This window comes from Metabacillus sp. KH_069 (assembly GCF_057838075.1).
In genome coordinates this window covers 1,510,590-1,529,786 of sequence record NZ_CM174460.1, presented here as the reverse complement: position 1 = coordinate 1,529,786, position 19,197 = coordinate 1,510,590, and the positions used below count along the sequence as shown (strand labels likewise).

At 42.2% G+C, this 19,197-nt stretch carries 15 protein-coding genes; 5 read left to right on the top strand and 10 right to left on the bottom strand.

The annotated features are described in order from the left end of the window. Window positions 1–264: 264 nt before the first annotated feature. Window positions 265–1,611 (bottom strand): TrkH family potassium uptake protein, encoded by a 1,347-nt coding sequence (locus AC3ISE_RS07540; RefSeq protein ID WP_489223706.1) that lies wholly within the window; start codon window positions 1,609–1,611, stop codon window positions 265–267. A gap of 316 nt (window positions 1,612–1,927) precedes the next feature. Then, window positions 1,928–2,806, bottom strand: a complete 879-nt coding sequence (htpX, locus tag AC3ISE_RS07535; protein ID WP_489223705.1) for a protease HtpX — start codon at window positions 2,804–2,806, stop codon at window positions 1,928–1,930. 150 nt (window positions 2,807–2,956) lie between these two features. On the opposite strand from htpX, the gene AC3ISE_RS07530 reads away from it, so the two are divergent. Then, window positions 2,957–3,646 (top strand): DUF1836 domain-containing protein, encoded by a 690-nt coding sequence (locus tag AC3ISE_RS07530; RefSeq protein ID WP_489223704.1) that lies wholly within the window; start codon window positions 2,957–2,959, stop codon window positions 3,644–3,646. A 2-nt stretch (window positions 3,647–3,648) separates the two neighbouring features. Here the strand turns inward: AC3ISE_RS07530 and AC3ISE_RS07525 are convergent, their stop codons facing one another. Continuing rightward, window positions 3,649–4,845 carry an NAD(P)/FAD-dependent oxidoreductase gene (locus AC3ISE_RS07525; RefSeq protein WP_489223703.1) on the bottom strand — a complete coding sequence of 399 codons (1,197 nt, stop codon included), beginning with the start codon at window positions 4,843–4,845 and terminating at the stop codon, window positions 3,649–3,651. Window positions 4,846–5,011: 166 nt separating this feature from the next. Between AC3ISE_RS07525 and AC3ISE_RS07520 the strand changes: the two genes are divergently transcribed. After that, window positions 5,012–5,218 (top strand): alpha/beta-type small acid-soluble spore protein, encoded by a 207-nt coding sequence (locus AC3ISE_RS07520; RefSeq protein ID WP_070876027.1) that lies wholly within the window; start codon window positions 5,012–5,014, stop codon window positions 5,216–5,218. A 108-nt stretch (window positions 5,219–5,326) separates the two neighbouring features. Here AC3ISE_RS07520 and AC3ISE_RS07515 read toward each other — a convergent pair whose 3' ends face one another. The 4 genes from AC3ISE_RS07515 to AC3ISE_RS07500 form a co-directional block, all read right to left on the bottom strand. Further along, the gene (locus tag AC3ISE_RS07515; RefSeq protein WP_489223702.1) at window positions 5,327–6,511 is read right to left on the bottom strand and encodes an anti-sigma-I factor RsgI family protein; all 1,185 of its coding nucleotides are present in this window, start codon (window positions 6,509–6,511) and stop codon (window positions 5,327–5,329) included. After that, window positions 6,508–7,254, bottom strand: coding sequence for an RNA polymerase sigma factor SigI (gene sigI, locus AC3ISE_RS07510; RefSeq protein ID WP_489223701.1), 747 nt, complete (start codon window positions 7,252–7,254; stop codon window positions 6,508–6,510). Before sigI ends, AC3ISE_RS07515 begins: the two co-directional genes overlap by 4 nt. Before the next feature lie 712 nt (window positions 7,255–7,966). Continuing rightward, complete coding sequence (locus AC3ISE_RS07505; protein ID WP_489223700.1) at window positions 7,967–8,764, bottom strand: TerC family protein; 798 nt, start codon at window positions 8,762–8,764, stop codon at window positions 7,967–7,969. A 102-nt stretch (window positions 8,765–8,866) separates the two neighbouring features. Further along, on the bottom strand, window positions 8,867–9,478 hold the full coding sequence (locus AC3ISE_RS07500; protein WP_489223699.1) for a DedA family protein: 612 nt from the start codon (window positions 9,476–9,478) through the stop codon (window positions 8,867–8,869). Between the two features lie 136 nt (window positions 9,479–9,614). On the opposite strand from AC3ISE_RS07500, the gene AC3ISE_RS07495 reads away from it, so the two are divergent. Continuing rightward, window positions 9,615–10,385, top strand: coding sequence for an undecaprenyl-diphosphate phosphatase (locus AC3ISE_RS07495; RefSeq protein WP_489223698.1), 771 nt, complete (start codon window positions 9,615–9,617; stop codon window positions 10,383–10,385). Between the two features lie 310 nt (window positions 10,386–10,695). On the opposite strand, the gene AC3ISE_RS07490 is transcribed toward AC3ISE_RS07495, so the two are convergent. Beyond that, window positions 10,696–12,183, bottom strand: a complete 1,488-nt coding sequence (locus AC3ISE_RS07490) for an aldehyde dehydrogenase family protein (protein WP_489223697.1) — start codon at window positions 12,181–12,183, stop codon at window positions 10,696–10,698. Between the two features lie 204 nt (window positions 12,184–12,387). Here AC3ISE_RS07490 and ku point away from each other — a divergent pair, with 204 nt between their 5' ends. Further along, a complete protein-coding gene (gene ku / locus AC3ISE_RS07485) occupies window positions 12,388–13,245 on the top strand; it encodes a non-homologous end joining protein Ku (protein WP_489223696.1) in 858 nt (285 codons plus the stop codon). Window positions 13,246–13,266: 21 nt separating this feature from the next. Here ku and AC3ISE_RS07480 read toward each other — a convergent pair whose 3' ends face one another. Next, window positions 13,267–13,797, bottom strand: coding sequence for a D-glycero-alpha-D-manno-heptose-1,7-bisphosphate 7-phosphatase (locus tag AC3ISE_RS07480; RefSeq protein ID WP_489223695.1), 531 nt, complete (start codon window positions 13,795–13,797; stop codon window positions 13,267–13,269). Between the two features lie 75 nt (window positions 13,798–13,872). On the opposite strand from AC3ISE_RS07480, the gene AC3ISE_RS07475 reads away from it, so the two are divergent. Then, a complete protein-coding gene (locus tag AC3ISE_RS07475) occupies window positions 13,873–15,717 on the top strand; it encodes a DNA ligase D (RefSeq protein ID WP_489223694.1) in 1,845 nt (614 codons plus the stop codon). Window positions 15,718–15,849: 132 nt separating this feature from the next. On the opposite strand, the gene AC3ISE_RS07470 is transcribed toward AC3ISE_RS07475, so the two are convergent. Continuing rightward, the gene (locus AC3ISE_RS07470; RefSeq protein ID WP_489223693.1) at window positions 15,850–19,074 is read right to left on the bottom strand and encodes an efflux RND transporter permease subunit; all 3,225 of its coding nucleotides are present in this window, start codon (window positions 19,072–19,074) and stop codon (window positions 15,850–15,852) included. Window positions 19,075–19,197: the final 123 nt, after the last annotated feature.

The following is a 19,197-nucleotide window of genomic DNA, read 5'->3' as shown; positions in this document are numbered from 1 at the left end:
CCGTTTGTTGATATCTTAAGTATAGCATAGACAAGGGATTATTTTCCTGAATGATGCACATCTAGAACCCAAAAGAAAAGCGCAAGCGCCCGTTTAGCGCAGGCAGACAGATAAGGTTCCGCCAGTAAAGTCGCTTTTTGCCAATACTTTCGGAACCGTTCTGGCCGAGGAGTTGGGCTATGGAGCTAGACATCAAAGCGCAATACCTAATACTTTCTTATCCCATAAAAAAAGCAGGCGCATACACACGCCTGCTGCTGCTAATTATCCAATAATGACTCGTTCCTTTGGATAATGGTAATTTGGTTTGACTTCTTTTGAACCGATAATGTAGATAAAGGTAACAATTCCGATCCGGCCGATAAACATGAGGACCATAATGATGCATTTTCCGATGATGCTCAAATCAGGTGTAATCCCCATGGAAAGCCCCGTTGTTCCGAATGCAGAGCAAACTTCAAACAGAATCTCGATGAAGGTAAACCTTTCAGTAATGGTTAAAATAAAGACAGAAGTGAAACAAAGAACAAAAGCCATCAAGGTAACCACCAGTGATTTTTTAACATCGTCTTCGTGCAGTTCTCTTTTAAAGATTTTGATCGTCTTATTCCCTTTTGCAAAGTGATAAAGCGCCAGTAAATTAAGCGCGAATGTCGTAGTCCGGATTCCTCCGCCGACTGAGCTCGGGGAGGCACCAATAAACATCAGGGCACATAAAATCAGCAGCGTTGCTTCAGAAAACAGGCTGACATCCATGGTTGCGAGCCCGCCGCTTCTCGTTGCGGTTGACTGAAACAGCGAGTAGAAAAAGGTCTCATGCCATGATTTATCCTGAAAGAAAAATTGAAATTCGAGCAATGCAATCATGATCGTGCCGCCAATAACGAGCAGCGTATATGTAACCGTCGTAAGTTTCGTAAAGAGGGTAAAACGGTATTTCCCTTTTTTGCTGAACAGAAAGGTTTTCACTTCTATTAAGACTGGGAAGCCAATTGCACCGAGCGTTATTAATAGGATGATGACAAATTGAATGAAGTAATCATGTGAATAGGGAATCATCGAAGCACCCGTAATGTCAAACCCGCCATTGGTGGTTGCACTGACAGAGTTAAAAAAGCCGTGCAGGAAAGCTTCCTGCCATGTCGGATAATATTTTAGAAAATAAGTGCCAAGGATCATGCCCCCGCTGAACTCGATAATGAGGATCAAAAGCAGTATTTGCTTCATCAAATTCACGATGCCAGACAGAGCATATTGATTTTGATCGGCCATGATCAACCGTCTCTCTCTAAGGCCAATACGTTTTCCTACTATCAGCCAGACAAAGGTACCGAGCGTCATGACTCCAATTCCGCCGAATTGAAGTACAAACATAAGGATAAAAATGCCTGGTACTGTTAAGGTTTCCGATATATTAACAACACTTAAACCAGTCACGCTTACTGCGCTGACCGCTGTAAAAAGACCGTCCATAAATCCCCAGTCCACCCCTGGCTGATGGGCAACAGGCAGGCTCAATAAAGCAACCGAAACACTGACTGCGATAATGTAATAGGCTGCTATCAGCTGAAACGGAGTTAATTTCTGCAAAAATAATTTAAATCGTTTCATTGGTTATGTTCATTCCTTAGATAATGGGGATAACTGCATGGTCTCTATCATAATGAAAAGCAGAGCAGATGAAAAGGGGTATTTCGTAATTTCCAAAAGAAAGATTTCATACCAGGCCTATGTTTCATTTTCAACATGAACCGAATAAAACATACCTGACTGAGTTTCAGAAACAAACTATAATCATTAGTTTATATTGTTTATGAGGCATATGATTCACTATTCCACGCTTTAATGCATTTTTTCCAATGATGCACTTAGTTCTTGGCATACCAAAAAAACAGATGAGATCTTAGTCCCATCTGCTTTTCCCTGTTTATTTCGCTTCTAAACGGCGAATTCTCTCATCTAAATCAGGATGTGTTGAAAAGAGAGCAAGCCCGCGCTTCCCGCTGATCTTAAGTGTCGCAACAGAGGATTGCTCGTTGTTGATACGCTGTGTGTATCCTTTAAGAGCACGCAGCGCATGAACCATTTTGTCCTTGCCGGCGAGATCCGCTCCGCCGTTATCGGCATGGAATTCGCGGTGGCGGGAATAAGCAAAGACCACAAGGCTGCCCAGGATAGAAAACAGCAGCTGGAAAATCAGAATCGCAATAAAATGAACAATTGGCGCCATATCTTCTCTTACAAATCTAGATGCAATCCATGCTGCAATTCTGGCAAGGAAGACAACAAATGTATTGACAACACCTTGAAGCAAGGTCATTGTCACCATGTCACCGTTTGAGATATGCGCTACCTCGTGGGCGAGCACACCTTCAACCGCTGCATCATCCATTTCCTCAAGCAGGCCAGTAGATACAGCCACAAGCGAATTGTTTTTAGATGGACCTGTTGCGAAAGCATTTACCTCGCGCGATTGATAGATCCCTACTTCCGGCATTTTCGTAATACCGGCAGCTCTTGATAATCTGTGTACACGGTCTACAAGATTTCTTTCATAGACAGATAATGATTGATCAGGTTTTAACACCTTCACGCCCATCATCATTTTTGCCATCCATTTAGACATCAGGAGAGAAATAAATGACCCGGTAAAACCGACGACTGCACTAAACACAAGCAGGCTTATGAGATCGATTCCACCAGATGCAGTCACATATGACCCGACTCCTAACAGGGAAAGGACTACCCCTATCGTAATGAGCACAAGAATATTTGTTAAAATAAAGAGGAAAATCCGTTTAGCCATCTTGCACCTCCATCATTTTGAGTTCAAGTGAACTTGTATTATAATCATATTATAATTAAAATACATCATATAAAGCAAATTAAAACACTTTGGTAAACTCAGGAAAAGCGGCTCATCCATTGGGCTAATACATCAGAAAAGAGGTGTGAGATGAAAACGATTCAGTTAAAGCGATCTGATATGGCAAGGCTGCTGCTTGCTTTAAAAGGAGAAAGCGGACAAACGCCGCTTGAATTGCTTTACCAATTAGGCTTCGGTCACGGCGACCCTGAAAACGCACTGCCTGATATTATTAAAAATCATAAACCATTTCCAAGAGGCCTATCTACAAATGAAATCGTCGCTCTTGCAAAGCTGTGTGAATTAACGTCGCTGAAGTCAACATCCATCCAAAACTGGATAAAGCGTGATATAAAGGAACTGATCGGTGCGCCGGAACTCGGCAAGAAGTACTCAATTGAACAGGCTGCCATTCTGCTGATTGTCAGAGATTTAAAATCGGTTTTTGATTTTGATACAATCAGACAATTATTGATGAGCCTGTTTAATACATTATCAGACAGGAGTGATGACTTAATCTCTCCTTTAACCTATTACGCTGCATATGGAGAGATCCTCGAAAGAATGGAATCCATTACGGTTTTCTCCTTATCAGAGCATGAAATGGAGGAGGAAATCTCAAAAAAAATCGAAACTTCCAGGGATCTATTTCAGGATATTTCGAATGAATTATGGCTGCAGGTTAAGAACATTTTAACGGTTACTGTTCTATCTGTGATCGCTTCTTATCTTCAAAGAAGAACCGAGCTGTTTTTTCAGCAGCATCTCGAAAAAACATAGGATTACCTCTGCATATACATTTGAAGGTCATCGTTTTGCTTTCCTGTTAAATGGTCCCGGATGAGGCTTGCAAGCACGTAGCTGCAGACGGTCCCGTTCCCGCCATAGCCAAGCAAAAACAGGCAGTGCGGCAGTTCAGGGTATTCTTTTATCATTGGAAGCCCATCATAAGTGCTTCCAAATACGGCTCCCCAGAAGTATTCAGCCTCAAGCTTCAGTTCTGGGAAAAGCTTTTTCACTTCAAACAGGAGCTGATCTCTTTTGTGGACCAGCTTCGAATCTATATTCAGAGCATCTATCGTTTTTTCATCCAATCCTCCGGCGATAATCCGATTATCTGCGGTCGTTCTCATGTATAAATAAGGCCTTGCTGTTTCCCAAATAAGGGTTTGCCCGTACCAGATTTCGTTCTCGGTAAGCCTGTTTGTGGCAATTGCATATGTACTGGACAAACTAGCATTCTGTTCGCGCCTGATTTCCTGATTTCTGTACCCCACTGCCATGATGACCTTTTTCGCTTTGATGCATGCCCCCCTTGATGTATACAACATCACATGGCCATGCTCAAATTTCCTTCCGTTTACTTCGGTCTTTTCAAAAACACGTACACCCCTGGCTTCAGCTGCATCTATAAGTGAAATCGCAAGCTTAAAAGGATTCACTTCTGCGTCACCCCCAGAGAGGATTCCTGCCGGTTTTTTAAATCCATACATTTTTTCGATGTCAGAAACCGTCAGCCACTCTGCCTGAAACGAATGCTTTTTCAGCATGTTATATTCCTTTCTTAAGGTTTCTTCATCCGCCTTATCAGATGCATAATACAGACTCTCTCTTATTTTAAAGTCAGGATTGATTGTCAGGGACGGAACCAGCTTTTCTAATCCTCTTAATGCCTGTTCACAAAGCCGGTAATGCCTCACAGCTTTTTCCTCGCCAAAGGAGTTGGCGCAGGCTGTCAGCATTTTATCATTCGAATATTGCAGCAGTCCGGTATTTGCACAGGAACTCCCGCTGCCGGCCCGATCCTGTTCAACTAATACGACGTCCAAATCTGTTTCACTTAAAAAATAAGCACAGTGAGCACCAGACTCGCCGCCTCCGATGATTAAGATGTCACAGCTGATATCCTCCTCCAAGGCTCTAAAAGGCTTAGGAGTCAGTGTTTCAGGCCAGTAGAACGTGCCGCTTCGGATATTCATCTCTTCACCGCCTCTTTTAGTATATGAAGGTAGTTTTTGTTATTCCATACCTTTCATTCAGGAATGCTGCCCGGTGACAATTGCCAGTATATTTTTTTTGCTGAAATCAACACTATAGGAACAGCCATTAAGGGCTGCATCATTTAATAAAAAGGAGTTGAAAACAATGGCACGCAGCAGCAACAAATTACTTGTTCCAGGAATTGAACAGGCACTGGATCAAATTAAATATGAAATTGCTCAGGAATTTGGAGTAACGCTTGGATCTGATACAGCAGCACGCTCTAACGGATCTGTAGGCGGAGAAATCACAAAACGCTTAGTCGCTCAAGCTCAAGCAGGACTTGGCGGACAACCTTCTAAAACTGAATAACATGGCAAAAACCGCCGGGTGCATGCACCCGGCGGTTCTCCTATTACAAGCTATGTAAAAACTAAAAAGCGCCAATCCGCTCTAATCATTCTTTTTGGCACTTATGAATTAATCACGATCAGATCTTGACCCCTCGTCGTCGTCTTCATCGTCATCATTATCTCTGTCTCGATCATCTTGATCCTTGTCCCAATTTTTTTCTCTTCTATCTTCATCTCTATCGTCGTCATCATCTTCATCTTCATCGTCATCGTCATCTCTGTCTTCACGCTGCCATTTGCCCTTTTCGGCTTCACGCCGCTTTTTCTCTACTTCTTTTTTTGCTTTTTCAGCTTCTTTATCCGTATCCTTTATCGATACTTTATCTTTAGGCGGCTCAGGAATGACTTTTTTCTTCTCCGGAATCGTCTCTTTCAGCTCTTCCTCTTTAACTTCAGGCTTTTCTCTTTTTGCCGGTTTTTCAGGAGGCGCTTGTTTTTCTGGCTCTTCCGCAGGAGGCTTCAAAGCTGGAGGCGTTTCCTTGCTGTTTTCTTCTTCATCAGCATGAGGTGTCTCTTGCTTTATTTCTTCTTTCTCGCCCTTATTTTCAGTTGAAGGAGGAGTTTCTGCAGGCTGTTCAGCAGGTTTGGGGTTTAATTGTATATACTTGCCGGTTGAGATCCCTTGATCTGCCGCTTTTTTCCTAGTCTCAACATTCGCTTCAACTGCACTGACTTTCACATTTTCACTTTCATATGAATGTTTCAGTTCATCCACATCCGCAAGCATTTTCTTTTTGGCAGATTCATGTTTGTCATCTGTGGTCACGGTTGAAATAAATATTTCTTTATCGCCCTTTAAATACCCTAACTCTTTGCTTTTATCGACAATTTTGGTAAAAACGTCTGAGATCTTTCTGTTTTTCCAGTCTTTTATATCACCAAGCATTTTTTCCCCATCTTCATTCATCGGCTCGATCTGCACGACCTGAAGCTTTTCATTCAATCTTAGTTCAAAGCTTGGATTGATATCAATTGTCATGTAAGCATACACTTTGTCATCTTTAAAAACGGGCAGCACTGTAAAAAAAAGAAGAATAATAGCCATAACTGCCAATAACCCGTTTCTGATTCCGCGCAAATTAAAGATGCTTAATGACTTTGCCCTTTCGCTTGTATCTGAAAGTTGAAAAAAAGTAATTTCCTCACCCAGCTCGTATGAACGTTTTTGTTTGTTTGCTTTCAAAAATTGTCCATCGGGGGTAAGTAATGTAACGTAATCATCATTTCGATCAACGACGATCCCTTTTTTCATGATTGAAGCACCCCTCTTATATAGTCTTTCAGATAAATGTAATCCCCAGATAAAATAATTGTCATTGCAATAATATATTTTCTATTTCTCTCTATAGTTTTGCGACTGACAGATACAAGCGCCTCAAGCTGTTTGACCGGCAGCTGTTTTTTTGTAAACAAGATGCGCTTGAGTTCATCATGTTCAATAAGAATTTGCGCCACCTTAATTGCATTTTGTCTTGCATCCATATGCTTTGGAGATTGCTCCATCAGTTCTGAAAAAGACAAGCCAAATTCCTGCAGCACTGTCTGGAAGTAAATAATCTCTTCTCTGCGCTGTTCTTGCTCGATCAGTTTCTGATGCTCTTCAATCGACAGATCCGCCTCGATCTTGCTTTGCGAGGCTTCGCCTTCTTCATGCTCCTGAAGGTCAATGTTCACGGTCTGCGCATTTCTTGCTTCTTTCCGAATATAATCGATCACTTTTCTCTTTATAATCAATTCGGCGAACGCAAGAAGCGAGCTCCCTTTTTCAGTTGAATACTTTTCAATGGCCTCATTAAAAGCAATGAGTCCGATACTGAATTCATCGTCTCTCTCATCAATGTACCTTTTGCAGACCGAAGAAACGGTTTTTGCCACGAAAGGTTTATATTGGTCAATTAGTGTGTTCTGCATTTGCTGGTCCCCATCTTGGATCTGCAAGACGGTTTCTTCTAAAGTTGGTTTCTTTTTGCCAAGTTTAAACAGTAGGCTAAGCACCGGTTCTCACCTCAGTTTCTCCCATATTACTTCGTATAATCATAGCTAATTTGCATGGAGAGCGCAAAGGAAGAAAATTGGAATTATGCTTGCCCGTCGGATTAAAGGTAATGGGAGACGGAAAAAGATTGGAAGCTGTCAGATGATTTTAAACCTGCTTATTTACTCCTCTCAATTATTTTTCTCACTAAAAAGCTACGAAATGAATGTGGAATTTGAGGGCGTGAAAAGTCTTTTTTTACAAAAAGATTACAAAGTATGTGAAAAAATATAGGAGAATTGTCTGTAATTTGTAATTTCCAACTAATAAAAGGGAAAGTATTTCCAAATAAAAGAATAAATTCTTTTATTATCCTTATCTTATTCAAGTGGTTTATTGTTTGGAAAGATCCAGAAAAATGTCCAAGTTGAGCTCAGAAATTGCCCTTATCTGATTACTCTTGGCACTTTATACCTTTGGAAGTGGAAAAGCACACATTTCCTCCAATAAAAGAGCTGTCCAGAAAGTATGTTTTCGCATAATTATTGTTTTGGAATATTAATGTTGTCCGTTCCTTTCCGCTCCAGGAACTTATAGTTTGTAACATGGAGTCTAAAAATAACAAAGTTATGAAAAGACCTCCATAGAAAAAAGCAGAAAGGAAATAACATTAGTTTTTCCTGCCTGCTTCATTTTAGAGACTTATTGGACAATCACTACCAACTTATCTGTTTATCTGTGTTCCGCTTTTTCAATTATGCGTTCTTCTTCTGATTCCGGCTTCTCGCTTTCGTCTTTTGAAAGGAACCAGCCTGCAATGGCGATGCCTAAAAGGACGATCCAGAAGATCAGCTTCCAAGTGGCAGACTCAATGAAATGCTTATCTATAAGATTGATCTCCGGATGTGCTAATGTGTATAACGCGAGCTTTACACCTACCCAGCCAACGATCACGAACGCTGCAGTTTCAAGACTCGGCCGCTTTTGCAGAAGGGCGACGAAATAGCTTGCTGCAAATCTCATAATGACCAGACCGATGACTCCGCCTGCAAGTATGACTAAAAACTGACCGCCATCCAGTCCGCCAATTGTCGGCAGGGCCGTTTCAGGCAAGGTTACAGCAAGTGCAACCGCTGCTAATATCGAATCGACAGCAAAGGCAATATCTGCAAGCTCGACTTTAATAACGGTTCCCCAAAAACCTGATTCTTTTCGTTCCTTTTGATTATGGAGATCTTTTTTAAAGACGAACTTTTTAAGAATATGATTGATTGAAATAAACAGGAGGTAAATCGCTCCAATCGCCTGAACCTGCCATACGTCCACTAAAAATGAAATTAAAAACAAGGAACCAAAGCGCAGGATAAAAGCTCCCGCCAATCCGTAAAACAGCGCTTTTTTCCGCTGATCATCTGGCAAATGCTTAACCATGACGGCCATGACCAACGCATTATCTGCTGCTAATATCCCCTCAAGGGCAATTAATACAAGGAGTACCCAGCCGTACTCGAGCAATAAAGCTACATCCATTCTTTCATTCCTCCTAATAGCGTATTTTATCTATATACCCACTATCATTTCACTTCTATCCTAAAAACACCTTTGCCTAATCATGGCAAAGGTGTTTCTTTGTTAATTCTTATGAGTAAAGGTTGACGGCTTGATTGCTTTCCTTGTCATAAACTTGTATAAAAGAAAAACAATGACAGCAACTACACCTGCAGGAAGCAGATAATCGTTGGCTATTCCGCCGACTTCTGCCCATTTATCGCCTAATTTAAAGCCAAGAAATACATACAAAAATGTAATCGGCAGCATGGCAGCAAACGTATAGATGGAAAAAATCCAGACGTTCATTTTAGCCATTCCGCATGGTATGGAGATCAGCGTTCTGACGCCGGGAAGGAAACGGGCGGTGAAAGCCACCATCGCTCCGTTTTTTTCGAAGAAAGCATCTGCTTTCGAAAGATTTTCTTCATTGATGAACATATATTTTCCATACTTTATAAGGAATGGCCTTCCCCCGTAGCGGCCAAGCGCATAAAGAGTAAGCGGTCCGATCGTTCCGCCGACTGTGCCCGCAAGAACCGTTCCCCATAAAGTCATATCTCCCTGATAAACCCAATACCCCGCAAGCGGAAGAACCACTTCAGCAGGCACAAACTCAAAGCATAGTGCAAGGAGCACGCCAAAGTACGAAAGGTCTTTAAAGTATTCAATAAAAGCCAGAATGTAATGTTCCATGTTCAGTACCAAACTCCTTTTCAGTTCTACAAGCTATCATACTACACATACGATTAAAAAGGGACAACTTTACAGATTTTTAATTTTCGGCTTTTTTCTGCGGATAAAGAGCCAACTCTTTAATCGAGGTGAAGAAATGGATTGGCTGCAGGCAATGATATTAGGATTTATACAAGGTCTGACTGAATTTCTGCCGATAAGTTCAACAGGACATCTTTACTTGGGAAGAAAGCTGTTTGGTATGGAGGACGGGGGCATCTTCCTTGATACGATGCTGCACATCGGAACCTTTATCGCGCTTATCGTGTTTTACCGGGATATTTTGCTCAAGCTTTTGAAAAATCCTTTTACCAAGCTGACTTTTTTATTATTCCTGGGAACACTGCCGGCTGTTTTTGCTGGGGTATTTATCAGTGATTTTTTTGACGGCATTTCAAAGTCAGGCGTCACCATCGGGTGGGAGTTTTTAATTACAGGAGTGTTTTTGTGGTTTGCTGATTCCATTAAGAAGGGCTCAAAAAAACTGGATGATCTGACAGCCGGCGACGCCTTATTCATCGGGTGTTTTCAGGCACTTGCTATCTTTCCGGCGATTTCAAGGTCAGGAATGACGATTGTTGCAGGATTGATGAGGAAAATTGATAAAGAAACCGCCGCTTATTTTTCATTTTTGCTTTCCATTCCTGCGATATTTGGAGCCATCGTGTTTCAATCGGCTGATCTTTTTTCAGGACAGGCAGCTTCAATCGGCTTTATGCCATTGCTATTGGCAACCTTGAGTGCCGCATTTACTGGTTACATCGCTGTAAAATGGATGATCGGCTATGTAAAAAAGCACTCTCTAAAAGGATTTGCCGTTTATGTTTGGGCTTTGGGAATATTGGTCATTATAATTCAGTCGATTTAGACACAAGGAAAAAAGGGGCTGTCCAATCGCATAATGATTGTTCTAGGTTACAAATGATGTCCGTTCCTTTCCGCTCCAGGAACTTGCTTTCCGCGGGGAGCATGGGAGCCTCCTCGGCGTTGCCTGTGGGGTCTCCCAATTTGCTCTATTTCCCGCAGGAGTCAAGTTCCTTCCGCTGCAATCCACTTATAGTTTGTAACATGGAGTCTAATAACAACAAAGTTTTGAAAAGAGCCTATAGAAAAAAGCAGACAGGAAAAACATTTGTTTTACCTGTCTGCTTCTGTTTTTACACTTATTGAAGAATCCCTTATTTTCTGAACATCAGCTTCAAAAATGAGCGGATTTTAGGATATTTATTTTGATAAGGATACCACTGAATCTCCGTTTTTTTCTTTCCTCGATCAAGCAAAACGGATTTTTCATGACAGAACACACGAATGCCCTCTTTGCCGTGATACTTTCCTATTCCGCTGTGCTTCACTCCGCCGAATGGAAGATGATGATTGGCAACAGACATCATGACATCATTAATGACCGCATTCCCGGTTACAAGCTTTGAAACGACCCGTTTCGCTTTCTTAATGTCCTTGCTCCAAACGCTTGCATTCAATCCGTAGATGGAGTCATTTGCTAGTTCTATTGCCTCTTTCTCAGATTTAAAAGGCATAACCGTGACGACAGGACCGAATGTTTCTTCTTGTACAAGCTTCATTTTTTGATGGACATCAACAACAATTGTTGGAGGGATGAAAAGTCCGGCAGACAAGTCCCAATCACGCGGCAGCGTGCCGGTGACTAAACGGGCTCCCTCTGCAATCGCCTCTTCCAGCTGATCTTTAATAACGTCAATCTGACCGGGATAGGTCATGGATCCAATATCATCATTAACGTCTGTTCCCTGTTTAAGCTTAACCGTTTCATTTTGCAGTTTTTCAAGAAATTCCGCATAAACACTCTGCTCTACATAAATCCTCTCAGAGCTCATGCACACTTGACCGCTGTTCGTAAAAGCTCCCCACGCTGCACCTTTTGCAGCGCGGTCTAAGTTGGCATCTGCAAAAATAATGACCGGATCTTTCCCTCCGAGTTCAAGCGTAGATGGGATTAATTCTTTTGCAGCTTCCTCCTGTATTTTTTTCCCTGTCGCAACCGATCCGGTGAAAAAAATATAATCAGGCTTTCCGCTTATAAGCGCAGCTCCCACGTCTTTTCCTCCATGAGCCACTTGTACGAGCCCTTTTGGAAACTCAGCAAGCATGAATAAATGTTCAATGCATTTCCCTACTAAAGGCGTTACTTCGGAAGGCTTCAGGATAACGGAATTTCCGGCAGCAAGAGCATTCAGCATTGGCACCATCGAGAGCTGCAGCGGATAGTTCCATGGTGAAATAACAAGCACTGTGCCTCTTGCCATATATTCTATGTAGCTTTTCTTTCCCCAGAAAGTGACCGGCGTCTGCACGCGGCGCTCAGCAAGACTTTTTTCCGCGGTCTTTTCTAAAAAAGTAATGGCATCCAAAACCGGCATCACATCAGCAGTGACAGCTTCTACTTTCACTTTTCCAGTATCGGCTGCTATCACTTCAATGATTTCATCCATCCTGTTCAGCATTACGTCCTTTACCTTTCGAATAAAGGCAAGCCGTTCCTTGACACTTTTTTCTTTCCATGTGTCAGAGGCTGATTTTGATAGATCATACATTTGCTGAATGTGATAAATAGGTGTTTCATCTATATTTTCAGCACTGTTTAATGTAGCTGGGTTCAGGACGGTCATAGACTGATTGCGGGACATTGCAGCCCCTCCTTTTCGGCATCGTTATTTAGGTTTTCCCACTAAAAAAGATCATAAACTTTTCAACTGAAAATACGATCTACTTGTACTATCGTCTATTCCCCGAAAGTATTGACGGTCTTCAGCTAAAAACCATTTTTTTCTGTGCATCATCAGGATATAAACGCAGAAGCTAAGAGAAAAAAGGAAAGCGGGAGTAAAATCATGCACACAATGTGGAAAGGGTCCATCAGCTTCGGCCTTGTAAATATCCCAATCAAATTATATGCAGCTACTGAAGATAAAGATGTGAAGCTCAGAAATTTACACAGCAAATGCCATACCCCTATTCAATATGAAAAAAAATGTCCGAACTGCGATGAAACAGTCGGGAATGACGATATAGTCAAAGGCTATGAATATGTAAAAGGCAAGTTTGTCATTTTAGATGAAGATGAACTGAAACAGCTTAAACACGAACATGAAGATAAAGCAGTCGAAATTATTGATTTTGTGAACCTGGAAGAAATTGATCCCATCTATTTTAACCGATCTTATTTTGTCGGTCCCGGTGAAAATGGCGGAAAAGCCTATTCTCTGCTTCGTGAAGCTCTTTTAAAATCAGGAAAAATCGGAGTTGCCGAAATGACCATCCGCTCTAAGCAGCAGCTGGCTGTAGTCCGCGTGTATCAGAATACCATTGTCATGGAAACCATTCATTACCCGGATGAAGTCAGGAATACAACAGACGTTCCAAGTGTTCCGGAAAAAGCAGAGCTTGGGGAAAAAGAACTTGAAACAGCTATCATGCTGATTGATCAATTAACAACAACCTTCAACCCGGAAACTTACAAGGATGACTACCGGGAAGCTCTGCTTAATCTTATTCAGAAAAAAGCCGGCAAAAACGAAGGGAAAACACCTGCAGATGCACCGCGCGAAAATGTCGTTGATTTGATGAGCGCTCTGCAGGCCAGCATTGACCGCTCTAAAGAAAAGCCAGCGAAAAAAGAGACTGCTTCCAAAAAACAGGAGCCAGCCAAAGCGAAGAAAAAAACGAAAACTGCCCGTAAAAAAGCCTGATCATCAGAAATCCTCGTCAGGTCATACGAGGTTTTCTTCTTTAAGTATCCAAACAGCCGCTTCAAGCAGAGTGTCAAACCGGTAATCTGCACCGTGATCCTCTGAACCGATTAAAATCGTTTTCGCACAAGCGGCCTTTCCTGCAAGGATATCAACATCGCGGTCGCCGATCATGTAGCTGTGTTCCAGATTGATTCCATGCTTTAAAGCAAGAGTTGTGATCATGCCAGGCCCCGGCTTTCTGCAGCTGCAGCCGGCGTGCGGGGCATGAGCGCAATAAGCAACCTCCTGTATACGGCCGCCCTCTTTTTCAATTTCCGTGATCATTTTTTGATGAATCCGTTGCAGCATCTCTTCTTTCATATAGCCAAGCCCCACCCCTCCCTGATTCGTCACGACAAATATGGTAAAGCCTTTATCATAGAGAAGCTTTACAGCTTTTGCTGCTCCTTCTAAAAGATAGAGCTGGGACGGATGATTCACGAACTTGACTCGGTCCGATAAAACTTCATTTATCACGCCGTCACGATCCAGAAAAATGGCTCTATTCAAGTTAAACGCTCCCTTTCATAAATTGAATTCCAATGAGTAATAGTAAGTAAAAAAGAATGCAAAAGGACGATTGCCATGTATGTAAAACCAATGCTTCCAACCCTTTCAGCCCAAATTCCTGAAGGAGAAAAGTGGAGCTGCGAAGTCAAATATGATGGATTCAGGGCCATTTTGTCCATTTCAGAAGAAGAAACTACTCTTATCAGCCGAAACGGAAAAGATCTGGGCCCGCTTTTTCCCGAAATCATAGATTCTGTCCAATCTAGCTTTGACAGGCTGCAGGAATTTATGCCGTGCACATTTGACGGTGAGCTCGTGTCATTAAAAAACCCGTATAAAGCATCATTTGAAGTCATCCAGCAGCGCGGCAGGATGAGGGCTAAAGACAAGATCAGCAAAGCCGCAGAAACTAATCCGTGTCAGTATTTAATCTTTGATATTCTTCAATGCAAACACGAAAAAACGGCTTTTTCAGATTATCTTTCACGAAAAAAGAGTTTGAAAAACATTGCCGCAGCATGCGGATTCCCCCTTGAACCTATAAAAAACAATCAGCTCATCCAATATGTCCCATCCTTTTCAAGGACTTTATGGAGCAAAATCCGGGCATTTGATTCAGAAGGAATGATTGCAAAAGAACATAAAAGCAAATGGGAGGCCGGAGTACGCACGAAATCCTGGCTGAAAATAAAAAATTATAAATATGCTTTGTTTTTCATTATAGGATATGACAAGAAGAATGGGTATTTTAAAGCGGGCGTATACAAAGGAGAGAATGTGATAGAAGCTGGTGTTTTTTCTCACGGGCTCGAGGGATCTGACCGTGATTCTTTAATTAAGATTCTAAAGGAAAATAAAGATAGGGAAGATTCACAATGGATCACGATTTCCCCTGCGATCTGCGTGGAGCTGCAGTTTCTGGAGCTTTATAAAAATCAGCTGCGCGAGCCATCTTTTGCAGCTTTCCGGTTTGATCAGCATCCTGAAGAATGCACATGGGAGCAGCTGAAGCTGAATGCTGTTTCGTTTCATGAAGAAGTCCAGATTACACATCCTGATAAACCGCTGTGGGAAAAACCCCTGCGGACGAAGACAGACTATCTGGCTTATTTAGTGGAGGTTTCCGACTATATGCTTCCTTTCTTGAAAAATAAACTTCTGACGGTAATACGATATCCGCACGGAACGTCTGATGAAGCCTTTTATCAAAAAAACTGTCCGGATTATGCGCCAAAGTTTGTGGCAACCGCGGAGCAGGATGGCATTGACTATATCTTGTGCAACGATATCTCCACCCTGATTTGGCTTGGAAATCAGCTCGCCCTGGAATTTCATATCCCTTTTCAAACCTATGATTCCTCTTGTCCGAATGAAATTGTTTTTGATCTAGACCCTCCATCGAGGGATGATTTTCACTTGGCTGTTTCAGCTGCGTCTGAAATGCGCAAACTCTTTGACTCATTCGGCCTTGCTACCTTCCCAAAGCTATCAGGCGGAAAAGGAATTCAGATTCATATTCCCATGACCAAAAATCGTTTTTCATATGATCAGACAAAAAAATTCACTTCCTTTATTGCTGAATACCTGGTCAATGCTTTCCCTGAGCTGTATACAACCGAGCGGCTCAAAAAAAACAGGGGAAACCGGCTGTATGTCGACTATATCCAGCATGCTGAAGGCAAAACGATAATAGCTCCCTATTCTGTCAGAGGGAATCCTGAGGGTGCATTTGTGGCGGCTCCTCTATACTGGGATGAAGTGACGGAAGATCTTCGGGTTAATCAATTTACAATAGAGGCTGCAGCAGAGAGAGTAAAAGATGGATGCCCATTTCAAGATTACTTTACTTCCCCGCAGGACGAAGTGATTGAGCAGGTACTTGAATTTATCGCTGAAAATAAATCTCAGAAGCCTTTATAATTAGAAGGTAATTGGATAAAAGTTAGTACATTACCCGTTTTGGAAAGTATTTATGAGATTTCGGCAAGTAAATTCCTAAAACAAATACGAAAACACAATAAGAGTGCTCGAATCTTCAGAGCACTCTCATTATTACTTATCCGAATCTTTCTCTTTAACAAGCTTTGTAATCTGTTCCAGCAAATCGACCATTTCTTTTTGGCTGTATTTCGCTTCAGCTGAATCCTCTTGGTTTTCATGCTTAACATCATGCGTGCGGGCATCAACTGGATAACCATCTGCAGCGGCCAGTTTTCTGTTCATCGTGCGCGTCTCTTTATCAAACAGACTGTAAATGATTGGAATGACAAATAGTGTGAGGAACGTGCTGGATATAAGCCCGCCGATCACCGTAAGTCCCATCGGCCTGTTGATTTCCGTCCCCTCACCAATTCCAAGCGAAAGCGGGATCAGACCAAGAATGGTTGTTAAAGCAGTCATTAAGATCGGGCGGATTCTTACCTTTACCGATTCAACTAGCGACTCATAGGTTCCATAACCTTCTGCTTTTTTCTGATTGATATAATCAACTATCACAATCGCATTATTCACGACAATACCTGCAAGAACGATGATTCCAATGATCACGGTCAGACTGATGGATGTTCCGGTTGCAAGCAGCGCTGCCGCAACACCGATCATCATAAGCGGTACGGTAAACATAATGACAAATGGATATTTAAACGATTCAAACTGGGCGGCCATTACAATATAAATAAACACGACAGCCAGAACGAATGCCAGAATCATATCGTCGATGCTTGATTCGAGCAGCTCTCTGTCTCCGCTGAAGGAAATATCCGTTTCGTCCGGCAGCTTTAAGGTTTCTATTTCCTGATCAATCTGATTTGACACGTCTCCAAGGTTTGCCGAATTTTTAAACTTCACTGTAAACTGAACGGCACTTTCTTTGTTAATGCGCTGTACGGAACTTGGACCTTCGCCTGTTTCAATTGATGCTACCTCTTTCAAGGGGATAAACGTGCCATCAGGCTTTTTCATCTGAAGGTTGGCAAGGTCATCGATGTTTTCAGTTACATCCTTTGAATAGCTGACTGAGACATTGTAGATTTCATTATTTTCGGCATTTTCAAGCTGAAAGGCATCCGTTCCGCGGGTTGCATCTGCTACAATCATGCCAATCTGAGCAGGAGCAAGTCCCTGATCAGCTGCTTTCTTTTTGTCTACCCTGATTTGAATTTCTTCGATTGTATCTGTTAGATCTGTCGTTACCTCAGTCACATCACCAAGCTCAGCGATAGATTTTTCAACCCGGCTGACTGATTTCTTCAGTCTTTCTGCATCTGTATCCCTGACATTAAACGTTACCGTGTTAGGTGAAGAACCTGAAGTGGACTGAACATTAAAGGAAAGTTCGGCAGAACGGTTCACTCCAAGTGCGGCACTTTCGATTTCCTTTTTAGCATCATCAATAAAATCAAACGTTGAAATCTCGCGTTTATCGCTCTCCGCCATTTTTACATAGACCTCTGCAATGTTGGTGCTTGCCGTCCCTCTGAAAGATTGCTCCTGAGTGGAACCGATCAAACTTACATACAGTTCGACATCCTCTTTATCCTCAAGCTTCTCTTCAATCGCCTCAATTGTTTTTTCTGTTGTTTCAAGAGCCGATCCGTTTTCCAGCTCAACGTCGATTGTAAAGAATCCTTCATCTGTATTCGGCAGAAAGAGTGCCCCTGCTTTTGTTAAGCCGAAAAGGCTGGCGCCGAAAAGAACGAGAGTGAGAATGAGCACAAGTGCACGGTTGCACAGGGTCCATCGGATTGCTGCATCAAGCCGCCTGATAAAAGCGGTATCACGTCTTTTCTCTTCCAGATTTTCAGATGGCCGCTTAAGCAGTCTGCTTGCAAGCATAGGGACAATCGTCAAAGCCACAAACAGGGAGGCAAATAAACTGAAGGCGATGGTTAACGCAAACTCCGTAAAAAGTTCCCCGATAATTCCTGTAATAAAGACAACGGGCAAGAAAACGGCCACGGTCGTAAGAGTGGAGGCAATAATTGCCGGACCCATCTCTCTCGCTCCTTCATAAGCTGATTTCTTTGGATCCTTCCCCATCGATAAATGACGATAGATATTTTCAATCACAACAATCGCATTATCAACAAGCATGCCAATTCCAAGCGCAAGTCCTCCGAGCGTCATGATGTTCAGCGAAAACTTTGAAAAATACATCAGGACAAATGTCACAATAACAGAATAGGGTATGGCGATCCCAATAATTAGCGGACTTTTTACGTTTCTTAAAAAAATAAAAAGAACGATCATCGCCAGAATGCCGCCGATCAGCAGCGTATTCAGCATGTTTCCGATCGCCTGATCGACATAATCTCCCTGATCGAACAAGACGTCTGCTGCAATCGATTCGTATTTTTCATTTTGAAGGAGCTCATCCAAGTTCTCCTGAAAAGCCTTCGATACAGCTGCCGTATTAGCATCTGACTGCTGAAGCACACTTAATAGGATAGACGGCTGCTGATTGGCTCTTGTAATCGTGTCAGATTCTTGAGGTTTTAAGGCAACGGTTGAAAGATCCGAAAGCCGTACATCATCACCGCTGCTTGGATCTTTGGCAATAATCATTTCTTTTAAAGTCTCAACTGAGTCTATCGCCGATATTACCCGCGTCGTCAGCTGTTTTCCCTCAGTTATAATCGGATCACCGGGCATCGTCACTACATTTGACCGGATGGCCTCGACAACTTCTGACTGACTGAGCTGATAGGTCTCTAACTTATCCTCATTCAGCTCAACCTTCACTTCTTCAACGGCTAGCCCTGAGAGATTGACGTTGGCTACACCTTCAGTTTTGGTCAGCTCCTGCTCTAAGTCTTCAGTCAGCTGCTGCAGTTCTTTCCTGTCACCGTCAGAAGTAAGCGACAGCTGGATAATTGGAAATTGCGCCGGGTCAAACTTTAAAAATCTTGGTTTATCCGCATCATCCGGCACAGGGACATCTGCAATTCTGCTCTGAATTTCATTTTGTATATCATCAATTTTCGTTGACCATGAAAATTGCATCAGAATTAAGCTTGCACCCTCTTGAGAGGTTGACGTAATCGTGTCAATCCCTTCTAAAGTCGAAAGCGATTCTTCCAGGGGCTTAGATATTTTATCAACAACTTCATCCGGGCTTGCTCCCTGATAGTTAGTCACAACAACTCCAACCGGCGGATTAATGTCAGGAATGAGTTTTAGAGGAATATTAATAAAAGAAACAATGCCCAAGATCAGCACTAAAAACATGGTTACAATCGTAAAGACGGGTCTTCTAATGGAAAAAGAACTTATTTTCACGCTGCTTTTCATCTCCCGGATCTGTATCTGATAATCGTACTGATACTATATTAAACGCTGATCTTCATTACAAGTTTTAACATGTTTTGAGCACGTATTCCGTCGTAATCGAAAAAGAAAACA

What these genes read in the sequence shown, in the direction of transcription:
- AC3ISE_RS07540 (WP_489223706.1), bottom strand. Translation starts at nt 1,611, where the DNA reads ATGAAACGATTTAAATTATTTTTGCAGAAATTAACTCCGTTTCAGCTG.
- htpX (WP_489223705.1), bottom strand. Translation starts at nt 2,806, where the DNA reads ATGGCTAAACGGATTTTCCTCTTTATTTTAACAAATATTCTTGTGCTC.
- AC3ISE_RS07530 (WP_489223704.1), top strand. Translation starts at nt 2,957, where the DNA reads ATGAAAACGATTCAGTTAAAGCGATCTGATATGGCAAGGCTGCTGCTT.
- AC3ISE_RS07525 (WP_489223703.1), bottom strand. Translation starts at nt 4,845, where the DNA reads ATGAATATCCGAAGCGGCACGTTCTACTGGCCTGAAACACTGACTCCT.
- AC3ISE_RS07520 (WP_070876027.1), top strand. Translation starts at nt 5,012, where the DNA reads ATGGCACGCAGCAGCAACAAATTACTTGTTCCAGGAATTGAACAGGCA.
- AC3ISE_RS07515 (WP_489223702.1), bottom strand. Translation starts at nt 6,511, where the DNA reads ATGAAAAAAGGGATCGTCGTTGATCGAAATGATGATTACGTTACATTA.
- AC3ISE_RS07505 (WP_489223700.1), bottom strand. Translation starts at nt 8,764, where the DNA reads ATGGATGTAGCTTTATTGCTCGAGTACGGCTGGGTACTCCTTGTATTA.
- AC3ISE_RS07500 (WP_489223699.1), bottom strand. Translation starts at nt 9,478, where the DNA reads ATGGAACATTACATTCTGGCTTTTATTGAATACTTTAAAGACCTTTCG.
- AC3ISE_RS07495 (WP_489223698.1), top strand. Translation starts at nt 9,615, where the DNA reads ATGGATTGGCTGCAGGCAATGATATTAGGATTTATACAAGGTCTGACT.
- AC3ISE_RS07490 (WP_489223697.1), bottom strand. Translation starts at nt 12,183, where the DNA reads ATGTCCCGCAATCAGTCTATGACCGTCCTGAACCCAGCTACATTAAAC.
- ku (WP_489223696.1), top strand. Translation starts at nt 12,388, where the DNA reads ATGCACACAATGTGGAAAGGGTCCATCAGCTTCGGCCTTGTAAATATC.
- AC3ISE_RS07475 (WP_489223694.1), top strand. Translation starts at nt 13,873, where the DNA reads ATGTATGTAAAACCAATGCTTCCAACCCTTTCAGCCCAAATTCCTGAA.